This is a genomic window from Variovorax paradoxus (genome assembly GCF_902712855.1).
Taxonomy (GTDB): Bacteria; Pseudomonadota; Gammaproteobacteria; order Burkholderiales; family Burkholderiaceae_C; genus Variovorax; species Variovorax paradoxus_Q.
Genome location: NZ_LR743507.1, coordinates 4,320,695 through 4,345,264 on the forward strand (window position 1 = coordinate 4,320,695; position 24,570 = coordinate 4,345,264).

The 24,570-nt window shown below is 69.6% G+C and carries 22 protein-coding genes; 11 read left to right on the top strand and 11 right to left on the bottom strand.

The annotated features are described in order from the left end of the window. Positions 1-13 precede the first annotated feature (13 nt). On the top strand, positions 14-919 hold the full coding sequence (locus tag AACL56_RS20065; protein WP_339091558.1) for a LysR family transcriptional regulator: 906 nt from the start codon (positions 14-16) through the stop codon (positions 917-919). Between the two features lie 103 nt (positions 920-1,022). Here the strand turns inward: AACL56_RS20065 and pmbA are convergent, their stop codons facing one another. After that, positions 1,023-2,393 (bottom strand): metalloprotease PmbA, encoded by a 1,371-nt coding sequence (gene pmbA / locus AACL56_RS20070; protein ID WP_339091559.1) that lies wholly within the window; start codon positions 2,391-2,393, stop codon positions 1,023-1,025. Positions 2,394-2,510: 117 nt separating this feature from the next. On the opposite strand from pmbA, the gene yjgA reads away from it, so the two are divergent. The 3 genes from yjgA to AACL56_RS20085 are packed head-to-tail and all read left to right on the top strand — an operon-like array spanning position 2,511 to position 4,984. Then, the gene (gene yjgA, locus AACL56_RS20075; protein ID WP_339091560.1) at positions 2,511-3,167 is read left to right on the top strand and encodes a ribosome biogenesis factor YjgA; all 657 of its coding nucleotides are present in this window, start codon (positions 2,511-2,513) and stop codon (positions 3,165-3,167) included. A 51-nt stretch (positions 3,168-3,218) separates the two neighbouring features. Beyond that, on the top strand, positions 3,219-3,809 hold the full coding sequence (gene mog / locus AACL56_RS20080; protein WP_339091561.1) for a molybdopterin adenylyltransferase: 591 nt from the start codon (positions 3,219-3,221) through the stop codon (positions 3,807-3,809). A gap of 14 nt (positions 3,810-3,823) precedes the next feature. Beyond that, on the top strand, positions 3,824-4,984 hold the full coding sequence (locus AACL56_RS20085; protein WP_339091562.1) for a hypothetical protein: 1,161 nt from the start codon (positions 3,824-3,826) through the stop codon (positions 4,982-4,984). 57 nt (positions 4,985-5,041) lie between these two features. Here AACL56_RS20085 and AACL56_RS20090 read toward each other — a convergent pair whose 3' ends face one another. From AACL56_RS20090 to czcI, 4 genes are all read right to left on the bottom strand, one after another. Continuing rightward, positions 5,042-8,263: a CusA/CzcA family heavy metal efflux RND transporter gene (locus AACL56_RS20090; protein ID WP_339091563.1), complete on the bottom strand. Its 3,222-nt coding sequence runs from the start codon at positions 8,261-8,263 to the stop codon at positions 5,042-5,044. A gap of 9 nt (positions 8,264-8,272) precedes the next feature. Then, a complete protein-coding gene (locus AACL56_RS20095) occupies positions 8,273-9,652 on the bottom strand; it encodes an efflux RND transporter periplasmic adaptor subunit (protein WP_339091564.1) in 1,380 nt (459 codons plus the stop codon). Positions 9,653-9,670: 18 nt separating this feature from the next. Continuing rightward, a complete protein-coding gene (locus AACL56_RS20100; RefSeq protein WP_339091565.1) occupies positions 9,671-10,993 on the bottom strand; it encodes a TolC family protein in 1,323 nt (440 codons plus the stop codon). Between the two features lie 98 nt (positions 10,994-11,091). Continuing rightward, the gene (gene czcI, locus AACL56_RS20105) at positions 11,092-11,466 is read right to left on the bottom strand and encodes a cation efflux protein, CzcI family (protein WP_339091566.1); all 375 of its coding nucleotides are present in this window, start codon (positions 11,464-11,466) and stop codon (positions 11,092-11,094) included. A gap of 161 nt (positions 11,467-11,627) precedes the next feature. Here czcI and AACL56_RS20110 point away from each other — a divergent pair, with 161 nt between their 5' ends. After that, positions 11,628-12,305, top strand: a complete 678-nt coding sequence (locus AACL56_RS20110) for a heavy metal response regulator transcription factor (RefSeq protein WP_339091567.1) — start codon at positions 11,628-11,630, stop codon at positions 12,303-12,305. 49 nt (positions 12,306-12,354) lie between these two features. Here the strand turns inward: AACL56_RS20110 and AACL56_RS20115 are convergent, their stop codons facing one another. The 3 genes from AACL56_RS20115 to AACL56_RS20125 form a co-directional block, all read right to left on the bottom strand. Next, positions 12,355-13,629 (bottom strand): cation:proton antiporter, encoded by a 1,275-nt coding sequence (locus AACL56_RS20115; RefSeq protein ID WP_339091568.1) that lies wholly within the window; start codon positions 13,627-13,629, stop codon positions 12,355-12,357. A 112-nt stretch (positions 13,630-13,741) separates the two neighbouring features. Then, positions 13,742-14,221 carry a DUF4148 domain-containing protein gene (locus tag AACL56_RS20120; protein ID WP_339091569.1) on the bottom strand — a complete coding sequence of 160 codons (480 nt, stop codon included), beginning with the start codon at positions 14,219-14,221 and terminating at the stop codon, positions 13,742-13,744. A 261-nt stretch (positions 14,222-14,482) separates the two neighbouring features. Then, positions 14,483-16,630, bottom strand: a complete 2,148-nt coding sequence (locus tag AACL56_RS20125) for a heavy metal translocating P-type ATPase (RefSeq protein WP_339091570.1) — start codon at positions 16,628-16,630, stop codon at positions 14,483-14,485. 54 nt (positions 16,631-16,684) lie between these two features. Between AACL56_RS20125 and AACL56_RS20130 the strand changes: the two genes are divergently transcribed. Then, positions 16,685-16,843 (top strand): hypothetical protein, encoded by a 159-nt coding sequence (locus tag AACL56_RS20130; RefSeq protein WP_339091571.1) that lies wholly within the window; start codon positions 16,685-16,687, stop codon positions 16,841-16,843. A 48-nt stretch (positions 16,844-16,891) separates the two neighbouring features. Then, complete coding sequence (cadR, locus tag AACL56_RS20135; protein ID WP_339091572.1) at positions 16,892-17,371, top strand: Cd(II)/Pb(II)-responsive transcriptional regulator; 480 nt, start codon at positions 16,892-16,894, stop codon at positions 17,369-17,371. A 3-nt stretch (positions 17,372-17,374) separates the two neighbouring features. On the opposite strand, the gene AACL56_RS20140 is transcribed toward cadR, so the two are convergent. Beyond that, entirely contained in the window at positions 17,375-18,280 is a 906-nt protein-coding gene (locus AACL56_RS20140) for a LysR family transcriptional regulator (protein WP_339091573.1), read from the bottom strand. 160 nt (positions 18,281-18,440) lie between these two features. Here AACL56_RS20140 and AACL56_RS20145 point away from each other — a divergent pair, with 160 nt between their 5' ends. From AACL56_RS20145 to AACL56_RS20155, 3 genes are read left to right on the top strand one after another with little or no spacing between them, the layout of a single operon-like run. Further along, on the top strand, positions 18,441-19,454 hold the full coding sequence (locus AACL56_RS20145) for a Bug family tripartite tricarboxylate transporter substrate binding protein (RefSeq protein WP_339091574.1): 1,014 nt from the start codon (positions 18,441-18,443) through the stop codon (positions 19,452-19,454). Between the two features lie 36 nt (positions 19,455-19,490). Continuing rightward, on the top strand, positions 19,491-20,945 hold the full coding sequence (gene iaaH / locus AACL56_RS20150) for an indoleacetamide hydrolase (protein WP_339091575.1): 1,455 nt from the start codon (positions 19,491-19,493) through the stop codon (positions 20,943-20,945). Positions 20,946-20,959: 14 nt separating this feature from the next. Beyond that, the gene (locus tag AACL56_RS20155; RefSeq protein WP_339091576.1) at positions 20,960-21,754 is read left to right on the top strand and encodes an aldolase; all 795 of its coding nucleotides are present in this window, start codon (positions 20,960-20,962) and stop codon (positions 21,752-21,754) included. 22 nt (positions 21,755-21,776) lie between these two features. Here the strand turns inward: AACL56_RS20155 and cysE are convergent, their stop codons facing one another. Both cysE and AACL56_RS20165 read right to left on the bottom strand, forming a co-directional pair. Next, entirely contained in the window at positions 21,777-22,547 is a 771-nt protein-coding gene (gene cysE / locus AACL56_RS20160; RefSeq protein ID WP_339091577.1) for a serine O-acetyltransferase, read from the bottom strand. A 59-nt stretch (positions 22,548-22,606) separates the two neighbouring features. Continuing rightward, positions 22,607-23,398 carry an RNA methyltransferase gene (locus AACL56_RS20165; protein ID WP_339091578.1) on the bottom strand — a complete coding sequence of 264 codons (792 nt, stop codon included), beginning with the start codon at positions 23,396-23,398 and terminating at the stop codon, positions 22,607-22,609. A gap of 117 nt (positions 23,399-23,515) precedes the next feature. Here AACL56_RS20165 and AACL56_RS20170 point away from each other — a divergent pair, with 117 nt between their 5' ends. Continuing rightward, positions 23,516-24,550: an inositol monophosphatase family protein gene (locus AACL56_RS20170; RefSeq protein ID WP_339091579.1), complete on the top strand. Its 1,035-nt coding sequence runs from the start codon at positions 23,516-23,518 to the stop codon at positions 24,548-24,550. The last annotated feature ends 20 nt before the right edge of the window (positions 24,551-24,570 follow it).

A 24,570-nucleotide genomic window follows, 5' to 3' on the forward strand; every position in this document is an offset into this window, starting at 1 on the left:
CACTGCGCCGACCATGCGATTCGACCTCACCGACCTGCGGCTCTTCCTCAACGTCGTCGAAGCCGGCAGCCTGACCGGCGGCGCGGCGCGCTCGCACATGACGCTGGCCTCCGCCAGCCAGCGCGTGCGCGGCATGGAGGACGCGCTGGGCAGTCCGCTGCTCACGCGCCATGCCCAGGGTGTGCGCCCCACCGAGGCCGGCCGAACGCTGCTGCACCATGCGCGCGTCGTGCTGCAGCAGATGGAACGCCTGCGCGGCGAACTCGGCGAATACGGCCAGGGCCTGAAGGGGCACGTGCGCTTCATGTGCGGCACCTCGGCGCTGACCGAGCATCTGCCCGAGGTGCTGAGCCGCTTTCTCGCGGAGCATCCGCGCATCTCGGTCGATCTCGAGGAGCGCCCCAGCCCCGACACTGTGGAAGCACTGCGCGCCGGCCTGTGCGACATCGGCATCGTCTCGGACGCCATCGACAGCGAAGGCCTCGAATGCCATCCCTTCCGGCGCGACGACCTCGTGCTCGTGATGCCGCGCGGCCATGCGCTGGCCGGACGCCGGCGCATGCGGCTGGCCGACGTGGTGGACAGCGAATTCGTCGGCCTGCCCGCGGACAGCGCACTGCAGCAGCTCATCACGCAGCACGTGCGCGCGCTCGGCAAGCACCTGGCCTACCGGGTGCGCGTGCGCAACTTCGAGGCGGTGTGCCGCATGGTCGAATACGGCATCGGCGTGGGCATCGTGCCGCAGACCGCCGCCGAACGCTGCGCCCGTTCGATGAAGATCACGCGCGCCGCGCTGGCGGACGCCTGGGCCGAGCGCACGCTGATGGCCTGCGTGCGCTCGTCGGAAGACCTGCCGCTGAATGCACGGCGCATGCTCGAGCACCTGATCGCGCCGCCCGACGAGGCCAGGAAGAAGTGAGTGACCGGCCGGCCTTGCCGCTTGTAGGCGGCCACCCGGCATCGCGGTTGAAAGAGGGGAAGCGCAGGCCTGGGCGACGCGGGCGCCCGGCCCCGCAGGCGCCTCAGCTGCCCGCGATCTTCATACGGTTCACCAGCACCGACCCCGTGGTCTTGGCGCCGAAGGTGTAGGCGTCGGCGCCGATGGCCTCGATGCCCATCAGCATGTCCTTGAGGTTGCCGGCGATGGTGATCTCCTGCACCGGGAAGGCGATCCGGCCCTTCTCGACCCAGAAGCCGCTGGCGCCGCGCGAGTAGTCGCCCGTTACGTAGTTCACGCCCTGCCCCATCAGCTCGATGACGAACAGGCCGGTGCCCAACTTGGCCAGCATGGCGTCGAGGTCGTCGGTGTGCTTCGTGAGGCGCGAGCTCAGCGTCAGATTGTGCGAGCCGCCGGCGTTGCCGGTGGTCTTCATGCCCAGCTTGCGGGCCGAGTAGGTCGACAGGAAATAGCCCTCGAGGCGTCCCGCGTCGACCACCTTGCGCGCACGCGTGGTCACGCCTTCGTCGTCGAACGGGGCGCTGCCCTTGCCGCGCACCACGTGCGGGTCTTCGGCCACGTCCAAATGCGCGGGCAGCACCGGCTTGCCGAGCGAGTCGAGCAGGAAGGTGCTCTTGCGATAGAGCGCACCGCCGCTCACCGCCTGCACCAGGCCCCCGAGCAGGCCCACGGCCAGCGGCGACTCGAACAGCACAGGGCATTCGGTGGTCTTGATCTTGCGCGACTTCAGGCGGCTGAGCGCGCGTTCCGCGGCGTAGCGGCCCACGGCCTGCGGACTGGCCAGTTCGTCGGCCGAGCGCATCGAGCTGTACCAGGCGTCGCGCTGCATGTCGTCGCCCTTGCCGGCGATGGGCGCCACCGAGATCGAGTGCCGCGAGCTGGCATAGCCGCCGCGGAAGCCGTGCGTATGGGCGCTGAAGAAGTGGCTCTGCTGTGCCGAGACGCCCGCGCCTTCGCTGTTCGTGATGCGCTTGTCGGTGGACAGCGCCGCCGCTTCGCACTCGAGCGCGAGCCTCGCAGCCTCTTCGCTCGTCACGTCCCAGGGATGGAACAGGTCGAGCTCGGGATGGTCCTTGGCGATGTCGGCCTCGTCGGGCAGGCCGCCGACCGTGTCCTCGGCCGTGAAGCGGGCGATGTCGTAGGCCGCCTGCACCGTCTGCTTGATGGCGCCCTCGGAGAAGTCGGACGTGTTGGCATTGCCGCGGCGGTGGCCCACGTAGACCGTGACGCCCAGCGACTTGTCGCGGTTGCGCTCGACGTTTTCCAGCTCGCCCTTGCGCACCGACACGCTCAGGCCGCAGCCCTCAGAGGCCTCGGCCCCGGCGTCGGTGGCACCGAGCTTCCTGGCGTGCGCCAGGGCGGTGTCGACCAGGTTTTCGAAGAAGGAGCGGCTGTAGGCGAAGCCGGAATCGGCGCGCGAGGAGGATGTCGTCATGTGGTGGCTATGATACTTGCGCCCCCCATTTCCCGTTTTCCCTCCAGCTTCCCACTGCACGAGGCAGCGCATGGCATGCGTTGCAACGCCGCACGGTGCGGCCCAGAATCCACTCCCATGTCCCGCAAACCCAAAAAAGGCTATTTCGTCCGTGGCCAGTTCGTCGCCGAAGGCAGCGAACTCGACCTGGAACTCAAGCGCGAGCTCAAGGGCACCGACGAGGCCAGCCGCACCGACCTCAAGCGCGAGAGCGACGAACTGCAGAAGCTCGGCGCCGAGCTGATGACCCTGCGTGCCGCCCTGTTCGATGCGTTGCAGCTCGACGAGAAGCTGGTCGAGGCGCTGGCCGAAGCCAGGCGCATCACCAACTTCGAGGGTAAGCGCCGCCAGATGCAATACGTCGGCAAGCTGATGCGCAAGCTCGAGCCCGAAGTGCTCGAGGCCGTGAAGCGGGCGCTGAGCGAGCAGAACACCGTGCCGGCCGCCGAAACTGCCGCCCTGCACGAGGCCGAGCGCTGGCGCGACCGCCTGATCGCCGACGACGACGCCCTCGGCGGCTGGATCGAGACCCACCCCGCCACCGACTCGCAGCAGTTGCGCGCCCTGGTGCGCCAGGCCCGCAAGGACATGAAGAGCGGCCCGGCCGGCGAAGCGCCCCGCCAGGGCAAGGCCTACCGCGAGGTGTTCCAGATCGTGCGCGCCCAGCTGGCCGTGCACGGCAGCGACGACCATGCCGCCGCCGCGGCCGCCCAGGACCGCGAAGAAGACGCGTGAGCCCCATGTCGTTCTCCTTCCCCTTCCGGGGGAAGGGGAAGGAGCAACACCATGAACACCCCTGAACCTGTCCGCATCGGCATCGTCTCCATCAGCGACCGCGCCTCCAGCGGCACCTACGAAGACAAGGGCCTGCCTTCGCTGAAGGAATGGCTCGGCCGGGCGCTGAAGAATCCGCTCGAATTCGAGCCCCGCCTGATCCCCGACGAGGCGGAACGCATCAGCGCCACGCTGATCGAGCTGGTCGATGCCGGCTGCTCGCTGGTGCTGACCACCGGCGGCACCGGCCCCGCGCTGCGCGACGTGACGCCCGAGGCCACGCTGGCCGTCGCCCACAAGGAAATGCCCGGCTTCGGCGAGCAGATGCGCCAGATCAGCCTGCGCTTCGTGCCGACCGCGATCCTGTCGCGCCAGGTGGCGGTGATCCGCGACCGGAGCCTGATCATCAACCTGCCCGGCCAGCCCAAGTCCATCGCGGAAACGCTCGAAGGCCTCAAAGATGCCGACGGCGCGCAGGTGGTGCCCGGCATCTTCGCGGCCGTGCCCTATTGCATCGACCTGATCGGCGGTCCGTACCTCGAGACCGACGACGCCGTCTGCAAGGCCTTCCGGCCCAAGTCGGCCGTTCGCCCGGCGCGCTGAAGGCCGGCGGAACGATGCTGGCGCCCACCTACGCCTCCGACAGCCCCTACAGCACTTACGCCGATAGCGCCAACGCTGCTCGCCTGCTGGCCGACTGCACCGCGCAGGCCGTGACGTGGCGCTGGGCCACCGAATCGATGGGCGAGCCGACGCCCTTCATGCAGGAGCACCACGGCGGCCCCAAGCCCCGGTGGCTGGCCGACGACAAGGCCGACCCCGAGCGCCACATGCACCACGGCTTCGACGCCGAAGGCCGCCTGGTGCTGCAGCGCCAGAGCCGCGGTCGCGCCACGGCCTGGCTCCACGAGGCCGATGGCCGCACCGGCGTGGACCTGCAGGTGTACGAGGGCGAGCCCTCCGTCAGCACCGTCACCCGGTACCGCCATGCGGGCGGCCTGCTGGTGGCGCAGCACATCAGCCACGGCCACAAGGGCCTCGACGCGCGCTACGAATGGCAAGACGGCCAGCTGCAGCGCGCCGTCACCTCCAACTGGGCCGATGGCCAGAAGACCTGGCTGTGCCAGGACGTCTACCGCTACGACGAAGCCGGCCGACTGGACACCATCACGCTCGAATACCTCGATGACGACGGCACGCCCAGCGGCGAGACCCGCCTGAGCTACCGCCGCCCGCGCAAGGGCGAGACGCTGGCGAGCGTGGCCGCCAGGGTCGAGGCCCTGCTCGTCGACGCGATCACGCACGCGCTCGCGCAGGTTCCCCGCGACGAGAAGATCTACGCCCTGTTCATCTGCTACACGCAGGAAGACTTCGGCGCCGCGTGGCCGCCCTTTCTGGTGTGGGGCCGCGAGCCCTACCGCCGCGCGATCGTGGAAGCCGGCGAAGAAGTGCGCTACTACCTCTGGGCGCCCGACGAAATTCGCGCGGTACAGGGCGATGCCCACGAACGCTGGTTCGACGACACGGTGCTGAAGGAGGCCTGCCTGCTGCATGCCCAGTTCATGGACATCGCGCAAAGCACGGCCTCGGCGATGCGGGTGCTGAAGAACCTGGCGGCGCATTTCAACGCGCCCGCATCGCAAGCCTTGCTGAACACGACCGACGACTTCGTTGTCGCCCACGCGGACAACACGGGCGAGATCGATCCGCTGAAGGCCATGAAGGTCGCTCTCGCGCCCGAGCGCTGGGCCTTGCTGAAGGCGCGCGGCCTGGTCTGAGCGCGCTTTCCTTTCCCCTGCCAGTGCCATGCAAAAAGGACACGGGCAAGGAAGCGGTCATGCGCCGGTTGACCCTCGCGTTGCAGGCACCAGCGGCGCTCCGTGCTGGCTGTCGCCGTTCGCCTGCGCCGCTTCGTCCTCGTCGCGCCGATGCGCCATGCGGTAGAGCAGCGGCAGCACCAACAAGGTCAGCGCCGTCGACGACAGGATGCCGCCGATCACCACGGTGGCCAGCGGGCGTTGCACCTCGGCGCCGGTGCCGGTCGCGACGGCCATCGGCACGAAGCCCAGCGAGGCGACCAGCGCCGTCATCAGCACCGGCCGCAGCCGCGTGAGCGCGCCCTCGCGGATGGCCGCGTCCAGCGGCAGCCCGCCCTCGCGCAGGTTGCGGATGAACGAGATCATCACCAGCCCGTTGAGCACCGCCACGCCCGACAGCGCGATGAAGCCCACCGCGGCCGAGATCGACAGCGGAATGCCGCGCAGCCACAGCGCCACGATGCCGCCGGTGAGCGCGAACGGTATGCCGGTGAACACCAGCAGGCCGTCCTTCAGGTTGCCGAACATCGCGAACAGCAGTGTAAACACCAGCAGCAGCGACACCGGCACCACCACCTGCAGCCGCTCGGTGGCCGAGGCCAGGTTCTCGTACTGCCCGCCCCACACCGTCCAGTAGCCGGCGGGAATCTTCACGCCGCGCATGGCCTCCCCGGCCTCGGCCACGAACGAGCCCAGGTCGCGCCCTCGCACGTTGGCGCTGACCACGATGCGGCGCTTGCCGTCCTCGCGGCTCACCTGGTTGGGGCCGGGCGCGATGTCGAGCGTCGCGACCTCGCCGAGCGGAATGAAGCTGGTGCGCTGGCCTTCGGCGCCCGCGCCCTTGGGCAACGCCACCGGCAGCCGTTTGATGGCCTCCAGGTCGGTGCGCAGGTTCTCGGGCAGCCGCACGATGATGCCGAAGCGCCGGTCGCCATCGAACAGCGTGCCGGCCTCGCGCCCGCCGACCGCGATCGACACCGCGTCCTGCACGTCGCCCACGTTGAGGCCGTAGCGCGCCGTCTTCTGGCGGTCGATGTTCACCGTGAGCATCGGCAGGCCCGTGGTCTGCTCGACCTTCACCTCGGCCGCGCCGGGGACCTTGCCGAGCGCTTCCGACACCTCGGCCGCCGTCTTCTCGAGCACCGCCATGTCGTCGCCGAAGATCTTCACCGCCACGTCGCTGCGCACGCCCGAGATGAGTTCGTTGAAGCGCAGCTGGATCGGCTGCGAGAACTCGTAGTTGCTGCCCGGCAGCGTCTCCACCTCCTGCTGCACCGCCGCGAGCAGCTCGGCGCGCGTGCGCCGCGACGCGCCCTCGGGCGCCGGCCACTCGCTCTCGGGCCTGAGCATGATGTAGCCGTCGGAGATGTTCGGCGGCATCGGGTCCGCCGCGATCTCGGCCGTGCCGGTGCGCGCGAACACGCGCTCGATCTCCGGAAACTTCGCCTTCAGCGTGCGCTCGAGCTGCTTCTGCATCTCGACCGACTGCGTGAGGCTGGTGCCCGGAATGCGCAGCGCCTGCACGGCGAAGTCGCCCTCGCTCAGGCTCGGCACGAACTCCGTGCCCAGGCGCGTCGCCAGCAGCCCTGAAAGCACCACGGCCACCGCGGCCACGGTGAGGACGAGCGGTTTGGCGCGCATCACGCGCGCGAGCAGCGGCTCGTAGCCTTTGCGGGCCCACGCCATGAGCCGGTTCTCCTTCTCCGCGACCCTGTCGCCGATGAACAGCGCCACGGCGGCGGGAATGAAGGTGATCGACAGCACCATCGCGCCCAGCAGCGCGATCACCACGGTGAAGGCCATCGGGTGGAACAGCTTGCCCTCCACGCCGGTGAGCGCAAAGATCGGCAGGTACACGATCATGATGATCAGCTGGCCGAACAGCAGCGGGCGCCGCGCCTCCTGCGAGGCCGCGAACACCTCGTGGAAGCGCTCGCTGCGCGTGAGCGGCCGTCCGAGCCTGGCCTGCGCATGGGCCAGCCGCCGCACGCAGTTCTCCACGATCACCACCGCGCCGTCGATGATGATGCCGAAGTCCAGCGCGCCCAGGCTCATGAGGTTGGCGCTGACCTTCTGGTTCACCATGCCGGTGAAGGTGAAGAGCATCGACAGCGGAATGACGAGCGCGGTGATGAGCGCGGCGCGGATGTTGCCGAGGAACAGGAACAGCACCGCAATGACCAGCACCGCGCCCTCGAACAGGTTCTTCTTGACCGTGGCGATGGCCTTGTCGACCAGCACCGTGCGGTCGTACACCGTCACCGCCTTCACGCCCGCGGGCAGCGTGCGGTTGATGTCCTGCATCTTCCTGTCGACGGCCTGCGACACGGTGCGGCTGTTCTCGCCGATCAGCATGAACACCGTGCCCAGCACCACCTCGCGGCCGTTGTCGGTGGCGGCGCCGGTGCGGAGTTCCTGCCCGATGCCGACCTCGGCCACGTCCTGCACGCGCAGCGGAACGCCTCCTGCATTGCCAAGGATGACATTGCCGATGTCCTCCACCGACTTCACCTGTCCCGGGGCGCGAATCAGGTACTGCTCGCCGCGCTTCTCGATGTATCCCGCGCCCACGTTGGCGTTGTTGCGCTCCAGCGCCGTGACCAGGTCGGTCATCGAGAGGCCGTGCGCCAGCAGCCTGGCAGGGTCGGGGGCGATCTGGAACTCCCTGGCATGGCCGCCGATGGAGTTGATCTCGGTCACGCCCGTCACGTTGCGCAGCTGCGGCTTGATGATCCAGTCCTGGATCTCGCGCAGGTCGGTCGGCGAATAGGGCTTGCCGTCGGGCTTCTTCGCGCCCTCTTCCGCCTCCACCGTCCACAGGTAGATCTCGCCCAGGCCGGTCGAGATCGGGCCGATCACCGGCGAGATGCCGGCCGGCATGCTCTCGCGCGCCGACTGGATGCGCTCGTTCACGAGCTGCCGCGCGAAGTAGATGTCGGTACCGTCCCTGAAGATCACCGTCACCTGAGAGAGTCCGTAGCGCGACAGCGAGCGCGTCTGCTGCAGGCCGGGCAGGCCGGCCATGACGGTCTCGATCGCGTAGGTCACGCGCTGTTCGGTCTCCAGCGGCGAGTAGCCGGGCGTGGCGGTGTTGATCTGCACCTGCACGTTGGTGATGTCGGGCACGGCGTCGATGGGCAGCTTCTGGTAGCTGTAGAGGCCCAGCGCGGCCATGCCCAGCACGGCGAGCAGCACGAGCCAGCGCTGCGCGATGGAAAAGCCGATGATGCGTTCGAACATGCCGCGTCCTCAGTGCGTGTGCGTGGCCGAGCTCTTGCCCTGCTGCGACTTCACGACGAAGCTGCCGCTGCCCGCATGGCTGGCGCCGGGCGCCAGGCCGCCGACGATCTCCACCCGCCTGCCGTCGCTGCGCCCGGTCTGTACATGCTGCGGCACGAAGCCGCCGGGCACACGAAGGAACACGGTGGGCTTGTCCTCCACCGTCTGCAGCGCCTCGGCCGACACCGTCACCGGCGCATCGACCTCCGAGGCCACCAGCTCGACATTCACGAACAGCCCCGGGCGCCAGACGCGCTGCGGGTTGGTCAGCGTGACGCGCGCGGTGGCGGTGCGCGTCTGCGCGCCGATCAGCGAGCCCACGTACGACACCTTGCCCGTGGCCGCCTGGTCGAACGCGCTGGAGCGGATGGTCACCGGTTCGCCGATGCGCACCAGGTTCAGGTTGCCGGCAGGCACGCTGATCTCGGCCCACACGCTCGACAGGTCGGAGATGGTGAAGACGTTGACGTCTTCCTTCACCGACTCGCCGAGCGCGATGTGCTTCTCGACCACCATGCCGTCGAACGGCGCGCGCAGTTCGTAGCGGCCCAGCGCGGCCGAGCCGGGCGCGGCACCGAGCGCCAGCAGCTTCTGGCTGGCATTGGCCACCTCGATCCGCGCCTCCTGCATCGCCTGCTCGGCCTGCAGGTAGTCCTGCTGCGGGGAGATCTTTTCTTCCCACAGCTTCTTCTCGCGCTCGTAGGTGGTACGCGCCAGCGCGAGGCGCCGCTGCGCCGACTGCAGGGCGCTGCGATGCTCCGACAGCGCCGGGCTCGACAGCACCGCCAGCACCTGGCCGCGCCGGACCTCCTGGCCCAGGTCGGCCGACACGCCGTCGACCACGCCCGCCACGCGCGGCACCACGTGGGCCGTGCGGTCCTCGTTGAACTTGATCTCGCCGGGCAGCTGCAACGCCAGCTTGATGCGCGCCGGGCCCGCGCCTTCGATGGCGATGTCGGCGGCCTTGATCTGCGCATCGGTGAAGGCGATCTTTTCTTCCTGGTGCTCTCCCCTGGCTTCCTCCTTGTGATCGCCCCTGTGTTCTTCCTTCTCTTCCTTTTCCTCCTTCCCTGCCTTGCCCCCGGCGTCGTGCTCCTTGTCGCCATGGCCGGCGGCTTCGCCGTGGCTGTGGTCGTGGCCTTCTTCCTTGCCGTGGGCCTTGCCCTCTTCAGGGTGATCGCCGTCGCCGTGCCCGGCGACTTCGGAATGGCCGGCGGCCTCGGGCTTGGCCGGCGAGGTGCGCAGGATCATCGCGCCCGCGACGAGGCCGAGCGCCAGGACCACCGCGATGGCGATCCACTGCTTCCTGCCGATGCGCTCGGCAAGGGATGTGCGTTGTTGTGCATTCATGGTGTGTGAGCTTTCCTGTCAGCGCGCAACGGATGTCGCGGGCGAAATGTCATTGCCGTGGCGGCCCAGCAGCCGGTCGAGTTCGCCGGCCGCGCGATGCGCATCGGCCAGCGCAAGCAGGTACTGCGCGCGCACCTGGAACAGCGTGCGTTGCGCGTCCAGCGCTTCAAGGAAGCTGAACTTGCCCAGCTCGAAACCCTTGGTGGCCGCCTTGTAGGCGCTCTCCGCGCCCGGCAGTGCGTCGCGCTGCAGCGTCTCGGCGGTGGCGCGGGCGGAGCGAAGGCGCTCGGCGGCCTGCGCCACGTCGATGCCCAGTTGCAGTTCCGCGGCGGCGAGGTCGTCGCGCGCCTTCTCCTCACGGCTCAGGGCTTCGGCCACGTTGCCGCGGTTGCTGTCGAAGATCGGCAGCGGCACCGACAGGCCCACCACCACCTGGTTGCGCCGCCCGCCTCCCGGATCGCCGTCGGAGGAAGGCACCCGCTTGGCACCGAGCGACACGGTCACGTCGGGGATGCGCCGGGCCTGCTCCAGGTCGGACAACGCCCTGCGCCGCTCGACCTCGAGCCGCGCCTGACGCAGCACGGGCGCGTCGGCCATGCGGCCCTGCACATCCTGCGGCGGGACCGAGGCCGGCAGTTCGTCGACCGCACCGTCCACCTGCGTGAAGCGCGGACTCGGATTGCCCCACGATGCCGCGAGCTGCTGCCGTGCCGACCGCAGCGTGCCTTCAGCCTGCAGCAGTTCGACGCGGATGCCGGCCTCGGCCACGCGTGCCTTGGTCTCCTCCAGCGGAGATACCTTGCCTGCCGCCACGCGATTGGCGGCGGCGCGGGTGCCGGCCTGCGCAAGGCCGACCGAATCCTGTGCCAGGCGCAGGCGCTCCTGCGCTGTCAGCACCTCGAAGAAGGCAGTGACGGTGGCTGCGCGGATCTCGGCGCGGCGCGCCTCGAGTGCCGACACGGCCTGGTCGCGCGCACGCTCCGCCGCCGTGACGCGCGCGGCGCGCTTGCCGCCCAGCTCGAGGGGTTGGCTCAGTTGCAGCGTGGTGGTGCGGTTGTCGCGCCGCAGGTCTTCCACCTGCGCGTCGAGCGTGGGGTTGGGCCAGGCGCCGGCCTGCACGACGGCGGCCTCGGTGGCGTCCTGCTCGCGCGACGCCGCGGACAGGTTCGGATTGGCCTGCAGCGCCATCGCAACGGCGGCCTGCAAGGTCAGCGGGGCCGCGGCCTCCCGAATGGGGACGGCCATGCGGGCCTGCCCGGAAGCCGCTGGGGGGAATGGCTCGGAATGAGCGGGAAACGCCGCCATGGCCAACACGGCCAGCGGCACGAAGAGCGTGCGCATCGAATTCTCCTGGGTTGCGAAACAACGGACGGACGAATTCGGCGAGAGCTCAGCTGACGGTGAAGATCAGAAGAAGTGGGATGGGTTCTCTCGCCGAATCAGAGGGCGAGAGACCAGTCGGGACGAACCGGGACTTCGGAGATGTGCGAGGCGAAGCGTTCGTTTGCCGTTGCGCGAAGGCGCTGCGCCACGGGAGTTGCAGCGGGCACCGGCTCGTCCGATGCATCCGCATGCTGCGCCCAGCCTGCATGGCAGACGGCGCAGTCGCCGACCACCGCGTTGGGCTGGGTGCTGGCGTTCTTCTGGGCGCCCTCGCCGCTGTGGCTGCGGTCGGTGCCGCGGCTTTCGCTTTCGTGATGGCCCCAGTGCTCGGGCTGCGTGTCCCGCTCGTGCTGGCAATACGCCGATGCCGCTGCCCAGCTCAGCTGGAGCGGCAGGAGTGCAAGCAGGAAGATGAGAAGCCAGCGGCGCATGGAGGCAAAAAGTATATCGGCGGCATGCGCCGCGCCCTTCGCCAAAGGCCTTGCGCCCGCAGGGCCGGGCGCGATGTATGACAGCGACGCGCGACCTTGTCCGTCAATAGAGTTACTAAATCGTAATCACTGTATCGAAAGGCCTTGGTTACCATCTGGCAATGCGCATTCTTGTCATCGAAGACGAGCCCAAACTGGGCGATTACCTGAAAAAGAGCCTTGAAGAGAACGGATACGTGGTCGATATCGCCCGTGACGGCATCGAGGGAAAGTACCTTGCGACCGAAGGCGACTATGCGCTGATCCTGTTGGACGTGGTGCTCCCGGGCATCGACGGCTTCGCCGTGCTGCAATCCATCCGACGGACAAGGAACATCCCGGTGCTGGTGCTGACCGCTCGCGACAAGGTCGAGGACCGCGTGCAGGGCCTGCAGCAAGGCGCGGACGACTACCTCGTCAAGCCCTTTTCATTCTCCGAACTGCTGGCCCGCGTGCAGGCCCTGCTGCGGCGCGGCAAGGCGCAGGAGTCGACGGTGCTGCGCCTGGCCGACCTCGAACTCGACACGGTGAGCCGCAAGTGCTTCCGCAACCGCACGCGCCTTGAACTCACCGCCAAGGAATTCGCGCTGCTGGTGGTGCTGCTGCGCCGCCGCGGGCAGATCCTGTCGCGCACCACGCTGGCCGAGCAGGTGTGGGACATGAATTTCGACAGCGACACCAACGTGGTCGAGGTGGCCATACGGCGCCTGCGCAGCAAGCTCGACGACCCCTTCGAGGTGAAGCTGCTGCACACGGTGCGCGGCATGGGCTACGTGCTCGAAGACCGCTCCTGGGCCTGACCCACCGTCTGCCGGCGCCTGCTGCAGCGCCGGAGCTGGTGGCGATGCCTCAGGACCTGGCGGGTGCGGCGGTATCGTGCTCGCTGCCTTCGCCGGCCGTCGCGCTGGCCTTGCGCCCGAGGCACAGGTTGATCATCGGCCCGGTCATGGCGGTGGTCACCAGCGCCATCACCAGCAGCATCGTGAAGACCTCGGGGCCGATCAGGCCGGCGTCCAGGCCGATCTTCATCACGATGAGTTCCATCAGCCCGCGCGCGTTCATCAGCGAGCCCGTGGCCAGGCTGTCGCGCCAGCCGTAGCCCGCCATGCGCGCACCGGCGGCGCCGCCGGCGATCTTGCCGATGGTGGCGACGCCCACGATCAGCACCATCGCGCCGAGGCCCGTGCCCGAGAACGCGCCGGCGGTGGTGCCGAGACCGGCGAGCGCAAAGAACAGCGGCATCAGCACGACGATCGAGACAGGCTCGATGCGCTCGGCGAGCGACTTCAGCAGCCGGTCGTCGCGCGGGAGGCACGCGCCGAACAGGAATGCGCCGAACACTGCGTGCAGGTGCAGCCACTCGGTCACCAGCGCCGTGACCAGCAGGCCGAGCATCAGCGAGGCCATCACGGTGGTCGAGGGCTCACCACCGGGTGCCTTGGTGCGCAGCAGCCAGGCGAAGGCGGGCTTCGCGCCGAGGAACAGCACAGCCAGCACCACCGCCATCCCGATCGTGGTCTTCAGCAGGCCGTGGTAGCCCTCGCCTGCACCGACCAGCGCGACCACGAAGGCCAGCAGGATCCAGGCGAACACGTCGACCACCGCGGCGGCACCGAGCGAGAGCTGCCCGAAGGACGTACGGGTCATGCCGCGGTCCTTCAGGATGCGCGCCATCACAGGGAACGCGGTGATCGACAGCGCCGCCGCGATGAACAGCGCGAACGGCCAGAAGCCCACGCCGGCCGGCGCCAATGCCGGGTGCAGCGCGGGCGAGATGGCCACGCCCAGCGCGGCCGGCAGTATGGTGCTCAGCACGCCCACAAAGCCGGCCGAGCGCAGTTGCGCGCGCACGCCCTGCGAAGCGCGCAGCTCCAGGCCCACCACGAACATGAAGAGCACGAGGCCCAGCGTCGACAGCGCCGACAGGCCCTGCAGCGATTCCTTGGAGAACAGCTGCGCATGCAGCGAGGGAAAGAGCGCGCCCATGACCACCGGCCCCAGCATGAGGCCGGCCGCCATCTCGCCGACCACGGCGGGCTGGCCCAGATAGCGCAGGACCCAGCCGCACACGCGTGCGGTGGCGAGGATGACGATGAGTTGCAGCAGGAGGGATGTGGCGGACATGGGCGGTTCGCAGTGGCCGGCAGGAAAGCGGCACATGTTAGTGCCGTTCGATGACGCGGCCAAACGCCTCCCGGCCCTTGCGGCCCTCGCGGTCCCTGCGGCCGCCGCGGCCTCACTGCCCGCCGGTGCGGGCGCCGGCCATCGCCATCGCGCTGCCGGCGCCGGCCGTGCGGCCGCCATGCGCCAGGTAGAACGACCCGCTGTCTTCGCCATAGAGCGCATCGAAGTGGCCGCTCTTCTCGGCGCTGGCCAGCTCGGCCTTGACTTCGGCACGCGGCTCGCTCGACATGAAATGGCGCGACAGGTAGGCCGAGCCGCTGTCCGTGGAGGCCAGCACGCCCAGCGTGCCGTCGGCCCTGGCCTGTGCCAGTTCGGTCTTCACTTCGGTGCGCGTCTCGCTCGGGTGGAAGTGCTGCGCCAGGTAGGCCGAACCGCTGTCCTCGCCAGTGAGCGCAGCCAGTTGTCCGCTCGCCTGGGCGGCCTTGAGCTGCGCGACGACTTCGGCGCGGGACAGGCCCTGCGCCGAGGCGGCGCCGGCGGAGAGCAACAGGGAGGCGGCGAGCGCAGCCATCGCGGCATTGAGTTTCTTCATGATCGTTTCCTTCACGCGCATCTGCAATGTGGAAGGGCCATGCCGCCAGACACGCGTCCGGCACGCCCCGGGTTCACTCGGGGAGGCAGGCATCGCATCCTGGTTTCGGAGCGTTGCCTGTCTCTGGCCTCTACTGTGGTCAGGGCGCGTTGCGACGGCATTGCGCGCGGGCGCAGGCCGATTCAGATGAAGCGCGCGCGGTTTCAGATGAAATGCGGCGCGTCCGGGTGCGAAGGAACGTGGCCGGGGAGCGCGTTCGGTTCAGTCGCGGCTCGCGCGCATCAGGCGCAGGCCGTTGGCAACCACCAGCAGGCTCGCGCCCATGTCGGCGAACACGGCCATCCACATGGTGGCGCTGCCGAACACCGCGAGCACGAAGAACACGGCCTTGATGCCCAGCGCCAGCGTGATGTTCTGCCAGAGCACCGCGTGCGCGCGACGCGACAGGCGGATGGTCTCGGGAATGCGGCGCAGGTCGTCGTTCATGATGACCACGTCGGCCGCTTCCATCGCGGTGTCGGTGCCGGCGCCGCCCATGGCAAAGCCGATGTCGGCCTGCGCGAGCGCGGGCGCGTCGTTGATGCCGTCCCCGGTCATGGCTGCCGCGCCGTAGCGCTGCTGCAGGGCCTTGACGGCGTCGAGCTTCTCCTCGGGCAGCAGGTTGCCGCGCACCTCCTCGATGCCGGCATGCGTGCCGATGGTCCTGGCGGTGGCGGCGTTGTCGCCGGTGAGCATCACCGGCACCACGCCCAGCGCGCGCAACTCGGCCACCGCCTCCCGCGACGAGGCCTTGATGGTGTCGGCCACGGCGAACAGCGCGAGCACGGCAGTGTCGGAAGCCAGCAGCGTGACGGTGCGGCCGGCCTCCTCGTGCGACTGGAGTTCGGCTTCGAGTTCGGGCGTGCACAGGCCGCGTTCCTCGATCAGCCGGTGATTGCCGAGCACGTAGCGCTGGCCGGCGACCACCGCTTGCACGCCGCGGCCGGGCAGCGCGGTGAAGTCGCTCGCTTCCTCCGGCCGCACGACATTCAGCCCTTCGGCAATCGCCTTCGACACCGGATGGTCCGAGCGGCGCGCGATGCTCGCGGCCGTGGCGAACACCGCGGCCTCGTCGGCCGACGCATCGCGCAGCGAAGAGGCCACCAGCTTCGGCTTGCCTTCGGTGATGGTGCCGGTCTTGTCGAGCGCGATCGCCTTCAGCCCGCGCGCTTCTTCCAGGTAGGTGCCGCCCTTGATCAGGATGCCGCGCCGCGCGGCCGAGGCCAGCGCGCTCACCACGGTCACCGGCGTGGAGATCACCAGCGCGCACGGGCACGCGATGACCAGCAGCACCAGCGCCTTGTAGAGCGCCTGCGTCCAGGTCCAGTCCATGAACAGCGGCGTGAACACCGCAACGGCCAGCGCCAGCACGAAGACGGTGGGCGTGTACACGGCCGCGAACCGGTCGACGAAGCGCTGCGTGGGTGCGCGCGAACCCTGCGCCTCTTCCACCGCATGGATGATCCGCGCGAGCGTGGTGTTCGACGCCACCGCCGTCACGCGGAACTCGAGCGCGGCGGTCTGGTTGATGGTGCCTGCGAACACCGGGTCGCCCACGGTCTTGTCGACCGGAATGCTCTCGCCGGTGACAGGCGCCTGGTCGATCGCGCTGGCGCCCGACGTGACGATGCCGTCGAGCGGCACGCGCTCGCCGGGACGGATGCGCGCCACGGCGTCGAGCGCGACATCGGCAGCCTTCACCGCCTGCCAGCTGCCATCGGGCTGCCTCACCTCGGCCTGCTCCGGTGCGAGCGCCAGCAGGCCCTGGATGGCGTTGCGCGCGCGGTCGACGGCGCGCGCCTCGATGAGTTCGGCAATGGCGTACAGCGCCATCACCATCGCGGCCTCGGGCCACTGGCCGATGACGAACGCGCCGGTGACGGCGACGGCCATCAGCGCATTGATGTTCAGGCGCCCGCGCACGAGCGCGGCGAAGCCCTTCCTGTAGGTGTCGAGCCCCGCGAGTCCGATGGCGCCGAGTGCCAGCGCCATTTCGACCGCAATGAAGCCCCTGCTCTCCAGGCCCATGAACGAAATCGACTCTGCCGCGATGGCCAGCAACAGCGCGGCCACGAGGCGCGCGAGCCCGATGCTCATGCCGGCGATCTTCGCGGGCGCGGCGGCCGGCTCCGCGCCTGGTTGCATATCGACCGGCTCGGGCTTGAAGCCGGCCTTGCGGATCGCATCGAGCGCCTGCGGCAGCGCACCGACCTCGGTGGTGATGGCCATGGTGCGCTCGCCGAGGCGAAAACGCAGTGCCTTCACGCCGGCAACGGGCTCAAGCGCACGGCGGATCTCGGATTCCTCGACCGCGCAGTCCATGGTGGGAATGCGAAAGAGCAATGCGCCCTTGGGCAAGTCGGCCGGCATGGAGGCTGCAGCCGTCGACCCGCAGACCGGACTGCCGCAGCAGGCGGACTCGGCATGCGCATGGCCGTGGGCATCGTCGTCACGAGCGTGCGCATGGTGGTCGTGCCCTTGATGGCCGTGCGCGCGGTCATGCGCATGGTCGTGCGGATCTGCCTGGGGAACCTTGAGCTTCAGGGCGTTCTCGTTCGTCATGCCATCGATTGGAAACCCTGAAGCAGGTGTAGAGTCAAACGCTCATTTCCACTCGTTCGATGCCGCATCATGAAAATCGGTGAACTGGCCAAGGTCACGAACACGCCGGTGGAGACCATCCGGTATTACGAGCGCGAGCACCTGCTGCCCGAGCCCGCGCGCACCGAAGGCAACTACCGCATCTACGATGAAGACCATGCCCAGCGGCTGGGCTTCATCCGCCGCTGCCGTTCGCTCGACATGACGCTCGACGAGATCCGCAGCCTGCTGAAATTCCGCGACGCGCCCGAAGAGGACTGCGGGCAGGTCAACCAGTTGCTGGACGACCACATCGGCCACGTGGCCGCACGCATTGCCGAGCTGAAGACGCTCGAGAAGCAGCTGAAGGCGCTGCGCCTGCAGTGCGGCGGCCCCGAATCGGCGCACCCCTGCGGCATCCTGCAGGAACTCGACACCGCCACGCTCGCGCCCGACGGTTTCGGGTCCGGCACCGGCCATGCAGGGCACGTGCACGGCGCGCTGCACGCGCCGGCCCGGCGCGGCACCTGAGCCTCAGGACGAGGCGGGGTCTTCCGGCTCGCCGCCCGCTTCCGACAGCCGCTGCGCGATGGCGATGGCCTGCGCCACCCACTGGTTGCCGCAGTGGTGCCGGCGGATGGCAGCCACCTTGCGCTCGAAGCGTCCGCCCACGATGCGCACCCGCTCCAGCCCGCGCGACGCCACCATCGCTGCGCCCAGCCGCGCCGGCAGGATGCCCATGCCGCAGCCCGCGGCGGCAAGGTCGAGCGTGAGTTCGACCGAATTGCTCTCGATGGCCGGCTGCAGCGGCCGGCCGCATTCGCGCTCGACGATGCGCCGCAGCACATAGGGCCGCGGCGGCAGGATCAGCGTCTGCGCCGCAAGCTCGGCCACGGGAATCTCGCGCGGCAGCCCCTGGCCCGCCAGCCGGTAGCCCACCAGCCGCTCGTCGTGCAGCAGCACGCGCTCGACCTCCTCGGAGTCGATGGCCACGTCGTAGACGAAACCCATGTCGGCCTTGCCGCGCACCACCGCCTCGACCACGTCCTGCGAGCTGGCGGTCATCAGCGTGAGCCGCGCTGTGGCGCCCTGCGCGCGGAAGGCCACGGCGAGGTCCGGCAGCAGGTAGGCCGCGAGCGTGTTGACGGTGGCGATGGCCAGGTGATGGGTGGACGCACCGGCCGCCGCCGCGGCTCCCATCGCATGGTCGATCTGCTCGAACGCCGGCTCCAGCCGCGCCAGCAGTTCGGCGCCCGATGCGGTCAGCGCGACCCCGCGCCCGTGGCGACGGAACAGCGCGAAACCCAGATGCTCCTCGAGCCGGCGGATCTGCTTGCTCAGCGCCGGCTGCGAGATGGCCAGCGTCTCCGCCGCCTTGCGCAGCGACGGCGAGCGCGCGGCAAACACGAACTGGCGCAAGGCGTGGTCGGGGGTGTCCATGGGAAGGCAAGGCTAGCGCATCCGGCGCCGGGTGCTGATTGTGAAAGACCCGCTGGCGATAACCACGGGTTATCTCTGGAATGCGGCGCGGGCGGTTACTCAGGCCGGGGCGAAGGCGGACCATGGCGCCTCCCCGACCCGACCCCACGAAGAACCGACCATGCAACGACGCCAGCTTCCCGCCGCGCTCTTCGCGCTCTCGATGGCCACGCAGGGCGCGCGCACCGCGCTGGCGCAGCCATCCTCGCCCTCTTCCGCTGCGTCACCCGCCGCCGCGCCTGTTTCGCGCGCCGTGCGCCTGATCAACGGCTTCTCCGCGGGCGGCGCCGTCGACACGCTCTCGCGCACCGTGGCCGAACGCCTGGGCGCCGTGCTGGGCCAGCCGGTGGTGGTCGACAACCGGCCCGGCGCCTCGGGAATGATCGCGGCCGATGCAGTGGCGCGGGCCGCGCCCGACGGCCTCACTGTGGGCGTGCTCGATGTCGGCGCGCTGGCCGTGAACCCGGTCCTGCAGAAGCGGCTGGCCTACGACGCAGGCAAGGACTTCGCGTACATCGGGCTGGTCGCACGCATTCCGCTGCTGCTGGTGGCGCACCCTTCGGTGCCGGCGGCCAACCTCCGGGAACTGACGGCGCTGCTGCGCGCCAACCCGGGCACCTACGCCTATGCCACCGCCGGCATCGGCAACCCGCTGCACCTGGCGATGGAAGCGTACCGGCAGGCCAGCGGCGTGGACGTGGTGCACGTGCCTTACAAGGGCGCCACGCCGGCTGTGCAGGACGTGCTCGGCGGCCGGGTGCCGCTGATGTTCATCGACGTCAACACCAGCGCCCAGCACCTGCGCGCGGGCACGCTCAAGCCCATCGCGATTGCCACGCGCGAACGCAACCCCGCGCTGCCGGACGTGCCGACCTTCGCCGAATCGGGCTTTCCGGCCTTCGAGGCCACGCCCTGGATCGGGCTGCTCGCACCCGCCGCGCTGACGGCCGACGCCAGGGCGCGCATGGCCGGTGCGCTGGCGCAGGTGATGGCGCAGTCCGACACCCGCAACAGGATCACCGCGCTGGGCTTCGTTCCGCTGCAGGACGGACCCGATGCGTTCGCGAAGCTGGCGAGCGAAGATCGCGTCGCCTATGCCAGGCTGGTCCGGGACCGCGGCATCACGCTCGACTGACGCCCTGGACCGATCGACACCCTACCGGAGGTTTTCATGACGGAATCCGAAATGCTCGAACTCGGCGCGGTCGAGGCACTGGCCGCCTTCGCCGATGGCACGCTGAGCTCCGAGGCCTACGTGCAGGCGCTGCTCGCGCGCGCCGAGGCCCAGCGCTCGCTGAACAGCTGGATCACGCTCAACGCGCAAGGCGCACTGCAGGCGGCCCGCGCCGTGGATGCGGCGCGGGCGCGCGGCGACAGGCTCGGCGCGCTGGCGGGGCTGCCGCTGTACATCAAGGACAACATCGACACGCGCGGCATCCGCACCACCGGCGGCACGCCGGCGCTCGGCGACTTCGTGCCGCGCGCCGATGCGCCGGTGCTCGAGCCGCTGCTGGCGGCGGGCGCGATCGTGCTGGCCAAGGCGAGCCTGCACGAGCTCGCGTTCGGCAGCACGTCGAGCAACGCGGCCTTCGGCTTCGTGAAGAACCCGTACGACACCGGCCGCATTCCGGGCGGCTCGTCCGGCGGCACCGCGGCCGGCATCGCGGCGCGCATCGCGCCGGCCGGGCTCGGCACGGACACCGGTGCATCGGTTCGGCATCCGGCCTCGTTCTGCGGCATCGTGGGGTTGCGTCCGTCGGTGGGCAACGGCGGCGGCGAGAGGCGCTATGCGGGCGGCGGCGTGGTGCCCATCTCGCGCACGCGCGACACGCCCGGCCCGATGGCGCGGACGGTGGCGGACGTGGCGCTGCTCGATGCCGTGGTCACCGGTGAATCCACGGCGCCGCTCGCACCGGCATCGCTCGCCGGGCTGAGGCTCGGCCTGCCGCGCGCGTACTTCTGGGACAACCTCGACCGCGAGGTCGAGGCCGTGATGAACACGGCCGTACAGCGGCTGCGCGAGGCAGGCGTGATCTTCGTCGAGGCCGACCTGCAGGGCGTGCCCGAGCTCAATGCGCAGGTCTCGATGCCGGTGGCGCTCTACGAGTTCTACTACCGCGACCTCGAGGCGTACCTCAAGGAAGAAGGCCTGCAGCTCACGCTCGACGAGGTGATCGCGCAGGTCAAGAGCCCCGACGTGCAGGGCATCTTCGGCATCGCGAAGGACATGCCCAAGGCCGCGTACGACGAGGCGATGGCGGTGCACCGGCCGAAGCTCGTCGCGGCGTACGCGGACCACTTCGCGCAGCACGCGGTCGAGGGCGTGCTGTTCCCGACCTGCCCCATCGCTCCGCCGCCGATCGATCCGGAATTCACCGGCAGCGTCGAGATCAACGGCATGCCGCAGCCCGGCGGACCCGCGGCGCTGTTCCAGGTGCTGATCCGCAATGTCGACCCGGGCAGCAACGCCGGCATTCCGGGCCTCGCGCAACCGGCCGGCATGACCGGTGGCGGGCTGCCGGTCGGCCTCGAGATCGACGGGCCGCTGGGCAGCGACCGGCGCCTCCTCGCGATCGGCCTGGCCATCGAACAACTGCTGGGCAAGCCGCCCGCACCCGACCTGTGATGACGCACGACACCATGAACGCACCCGACCGCGCGCAGCTGCGCGACACCGTCAACGCCACGCTCGGCTCGCCGCTGCGTCCCGCGCCCGAATGGACGCTTGCGCAGAAGATGGCCATCGCCTGCCGCTACCTCGCGCAGCAGGAGCACTGCGAGACGCTGGCCGGCCAGATGACCGTGCGCCTGGGCGAGGGCCGCTTCGCGACCACGCCGCTCGGCGTGTCCTTCGACGAGATGCGCCCCGGCGACATCCTCGTGGTCGACGACGAGCTGGCGCTGCTCGAAGGCCGCGGCATGGCCAACCCCGCGACGCGCTTCCACATGTGGGTGTACCGCGCGCGGCCCGATGTGGCCTGCATCATCCACACGCATCCGCCAGCCACTTCGGCGCTGTCGATGATCGAGGAGCCGCTGGTGGTCGCGCACATGGACCAGACGCCGTTCTTCAACGACTGCGCCTTCCTCAAGGAGTGGCCCGGCCTGCCGATCGCCGACGACGAAGGCGTGGTGATCTCCGCGGCGCTGGGCGGCAAGCGGAGCATCCTGCTGGCGCACCACGGCCTGCTGACCGCGTGCGCGACGCTCGAGGAATCCACCTACATGGCGGTGCTGCTGGAGCAGGCCGCGCGGCGCCAGCTGATGGCGGCGGCCGCCGGCACGGTGCATCCGGTGGCGGACGCGCTCGCGCAGGAGTCGCACGACTTCCTGCTGAAGCCGAGCATCGTCAACGCGACGTTCGCGATGTACGCCCGCCGCGTGCTGCGGGCGGGGCATCCGCAGGACGACTTCCTGGCCGACCCGGGCGGCTAGCCAGCTGGCGCGAAACGGCGCGCTACTTGCCGACGAGCTGCGTGAGCTTCTCCGCCTCGAAGCTCTCGTCGCGCGCCGCATCGCACGGCACGCAGTCCTTGCTGCCCGGCTGCGCCGAGAGCTTCTCGATGGCCTGCCACAGCAGCGCGATCTGGTGTTCCTGGCTCGAGGCGTTGTCGATCAGCCCGCGCATGGCCTGGCTCAGCGGGTCGTCTTCCTGCGTGATGCCGTATGCGGAAAACTTCTGCGGGGCCACCACGTCGGCGCTCTCCCCGCTCTTCGAGGGAATGATGCGCGCGGGAATGCCGACCGCAGTGGCGCCCGCCGGCACCGGCTTGATGACCACCGCGTTGCTGCCGATCTTGGCGCCGTCGCCCACGACGAAGCCTCCCAGCACCTTGGCGCCGGCGCTCACCACCACGTTGCGGCCCAGCGTCGGATGGCGCTTCTCACCCTTGTAGAGCGAGGTGCCGCCGAGCGTCACGCCCTGGTAGATGGTGCAGCCGTCGCCGATCTCGGCGGTCTCGCCGACCACCACGCCCATGGCATGGTCGAAGAACACCCGCTCGCCGATCCTGGCCGCGGGGTGGATCTCGATGCCGGTGAGCCCGCGCGCCACGTGCGCGATGAAGCGCGCCGGCCACTTGAAGCCATGGGTCCAACAGGCATGCGCCCAGCGATGCAGCACCACGGCATGGAAGCCGGGGTAGACCGTGATCACTTCCCAGGCACTGCGGGCGGCCGGGTCGCGTTCGAGGATGCACCGGATATCGGCGCGCACGCGAGAGAACATCGCTGACTACTTCTCGTTATTTGGTTATGTCGACGGGGGGCGCAGTCTATAGCCCGATGTCATCGCATACGTGCAATGGGGTCTTGGTCGGGGTCCTGGGGTGCCGGCTGCTGCGGCGAGCCGTTGCCGCGCGGTGGCTTCGTCGCATCGCTCATGGCCTTCGCGATGCCGCGCAGGATGTGGATCTCCTCCGGCGTGGGCTGCGCCCGGTTGAAGAGCTGCTGCAGCCGCGGCATGAGCTTCTTGGGCGCGGCGGGGTCGAGGAAGCCGATGTCCACCAGCGAGCGTTCCCAGTGCTCGAGCATGCCGGCCACGGCCTGGGCATCGGCGGCCTGCACCGGGTTGACCGCTTCGCGCACCTCGTAGCCGCCGAGTGCCAGCCGCCATTCGTAGGCAATGACCTGGATCGCCGCGCCGAGGTTGAGCGAGCCGAACTTCGGATCGGTCGGGATGCTCAATGCCACGTTGCACCGGTAAACGTCTTCGTTTCGCATGCCGAAACGTTCGGAGCCGAACAGGAAGGCGACATGCTGGTCGTCCTGCTGGCCAAGCGGCACCAGGTGCTCGCGCGGCGTGCGCGTGGGCGGGCCGAAATCGCGCGGGATCATGGCGGTGGCGCACAGGTGGGTCACGCCGTCGAGGGCCTCGCCGAGCGTCTCGACGATGCGCGCGTTGGCCAGCACGTCGAGCGCGCCGCTGGCGCGCTGGATGGTTTCCTCGCGCCGCAGCACGTTCGCCCAGCGCGGCGCCACCAGCACGAGGTCGGTGAAACCCATGGTCTTCATGGCGCGGGCGGCTGCGCCCACATTGCCGGCGTGGCTGGTCTGGATCAGGATGAAACGGGTGCGCATGGCGGGTTGGGGAGACACGAACGGGCGGAGCCGGTAAAATCCCCCGATTCTCGCCGCCCGCATCGCCGGGCCGCTCACGGGGCGCCAAGCCCCTTCCCCCGTTCTTCTCACAATCCAATGTCGTCCCCCAACCTGCATCCCATGCTCAATGTGGCCGTCAAGGCCGCACGCGCCGCCGGCGCGATCATCAACCGCGCTGCCCTCGACGTCGAGGCCGTGCGCATCTCCCAGAAGCAGGTCAATGACTTCGTCACCGAAGTCGATCACGCCAGCGAGAAAGCGATCATCGAGACGCTGCTCGGCGCGTACCCGGGGCACGGCATCCTGGCCGAGGAATCGGGCTCCGAGTACGGCGCCAAGGATTCCGACTACGTCTGGATCATCGATCCGCTCGACGGCACCACCAACTTCATCCACGGCTTCCCGGTGTACTGCGTGTCCATCGCGCTGTCGGTGCGCGGCAAGATCGAGCAGGCCGTGGTCTACGACCCGACCCGCAACGACCTCTTCACGGCCACCAAGGGCCGCGGCGCCTACATGAACGACCGCCGCATCCGCGTGTCGAAGCGCACCCGCCTGAACGAGTGCCTGATCTCCACGGGCTTTCCGTTCCGCACCGGCGACAACTTCAAGCAGTACCTGGCCATCATGGCGGACATGATGCCCCGCGCGGCCGGCCTGCGCCGCCCCGGCGCCGCCGCGCTCGACCTGGCCTACGTGGCCGCGGGCTTCACCGATGCGTTCTTCGAGACCGGCCTGAACCCCTGGGACGTGGCCGCAGGTTCGCTGCTGGTCACCGAGGCCGGCGGCCTCATCGGCAACTTCACGGGCGAGCCCGACTTCCTCGAGCAGCGCGAATGCCTGGCCGGCGCCCCCCGCGTCTACGGCCAGCTGGTGCCGCTGCTCGCCAAGTACTCCAAGTTCGCCAACGTGGACGACAAGCTGCGCGCCAGCGACCGCGTGCGCGCCGTGTCGGCATCGACCAAGGCCAGCACGGACGACGCATCGGTCGACCTGTACGCCCGCAGCACCGTGGTCGACTTCGCCGACGAGCCCGCCGAAGGCTCGGCAGCGCCCGCGCCCGCCGCAGCGCCCGCGCCGCGCAAGCTCACGCGTGTGCGCCGCGACGCGCCCCCGCCCCCGCCACGGTGACGGTGCCCCTTCGAGGGCGA

Excerpts from the sequence above, each read along its gene's own strand:
- AACL56_RS20095 (WP_339091564.1), bottom strand. The coding sequence starts at position 9,652 with ATGAATGCACAACAACGCACATCCCTTGCCGAGCGCATCGGCAGGAAG.
- AACL56_RS20085 (WP_339091562.1), top strand. The coding sequence starts at position 3,824 with ATGCTGGCGCCCACCTACGCCTCCGACAGCCCCTACAGCACTTACGCC.
- cysE (WP_339091577.1), bottom strand. The coding sequence starts at position 22,547 with ATGTTCTCTCGCGTGCGCGCCGATATCCGGTGCATCCTCGAACGCGAC.
- AACL56_RS20065 (WP_339091558.1), top strand. The coding sequence starts at position 14 with ATGCGATTCGACCTCACCGACCTGCGGCTCTTCCTCAACGTCGTCGAA.
- yjgA (WP_339091560.1), top strand. The coding sequence starts at position 2,511 with ATGTCCCGCAAACCCAAAAAAGGCTATTTCGTCCGTGGCCAGTTCGTC.
- czcI (WP_339091566.1), bottom strand. The coding sequence starts at position 11,466 with ATGCGCCGCTGGCTTCTCATCTTCCTGCTTGCACTCCTGCCGCTCCAG.
- AACL56_RS20100 (WP_339091565.1), bottom strand. The coding sequence starts at position 10,993 with ATGCGCACGCTCTTCGTGCCGCTGGCCGTGTTGGCCATGGCGGCGTTT.
- AACL56_RS20110 (WP_339091567.1), top strand. The coding sequence starts at position 11,628 with ATGCGCATTCTTGTCATCGAAGACGAGCCCAAACTGGGCGATTACCTG.
- mog (WP_339091561.1), top strand. The coding sequence starts at position 3,219 with ATGAACACCCCTGAACCTGTCCGCATCGGCATCGTCTCCATCAGCGAC.
- AACL56_RS20170 (WP_339091579.1), top strand. The coding sequence starts at position 23,516 with ATGTCGTCCCCCAACCTGCATCCCATGCTCAATGTGGCCGTCAAGGCC.
- AACL56_RS20165 (WP_339091578.1), bottom strand. The coding sequence starts at position 23,398 with ATGCGCACCCGTTTCATCCTGATCCAGACCAGCCACGCCGGCAATGTG.
- AACL56_RS20115 (WP_339091568.1), bottom strand. The coding sequence starts at position 13,629 with ATGTCCGCCACATCCCTCCTGCTGCAACTCATCGTCATCCTCGCCACC.
- AACL56_RS20125 (WP_339091570.1), bottom strand. The coding sequence starts at position 16,630 with ATGCCGGCCGACTTGCCCAAGGGCGCATTGCTCTTTCGCATTCCCACC.
- AACL56_RS20090 (WP_339091563.1), bottom strand. The coding sequence starts at position 8,263 with ATGTTCGAACGCATCATCGGCTTTTCCATCGCGCAGCGCTGGCTCGTG.
- AACL56_RS20155 (WP_339091576.1), top strand. The coding sequence starts at position 20,960 with ATGAACGCACCCGACCGCGCGCAGCTGCGCGACACCGTCAACGCCACG.
- cadR (WP_339091572.1), top strand. The coding sequence starts at position 16,892 with ATGAAAATCGGTGAACTGGCCAAGGTCACGAACACGCCGGTGGAGACC.
- AACL56_RS20130 (WP_339091571.1), top strand. The coding sequence starts at position 16,685 with ATGCGCATGGCCGTGGGCATCGTCGTCACGAGCGTGCGCATGGTGGTC.
- AACL56_RS20145 (WP_339091574.1), top strand. The coding sequence starts at position 18,441 with ATGCAACGACGCCAGCTTCCCGCCGCGCTCTTCGCGCTCTCGATGGCC.
- iaaH (WP_339091575.1), top strand. The coding sequence starts at position 19,491 with ATGACGGAATCCGAAATGCTCGAACTCGGCGCGGTCGAGGCACTGGCC.
- AACL56_RS20140 (WP_339091573.1), bottom strand. The coding sequence starts at position 18,280 with ATGGACACCCCCGACCACGCCTTGCGCCAGTTCGTGTTTGCCGCGCGC.
- AACL56_RS20120 (WP_339091569.1), bottom strand. The coding sequence starts at position 14,221 with ATGAAGAAACTCAATGCCGCGATGGCTGCGCTCGCCGCCTCCCTGTTG.
- pmbA (WP_339091559.1), bottom strand. The coding sequence starts at position 2,393 with ATGACGACATCCTCCTCGCGCGCCGATTCCGGCTTCGCCTACAGCCGC.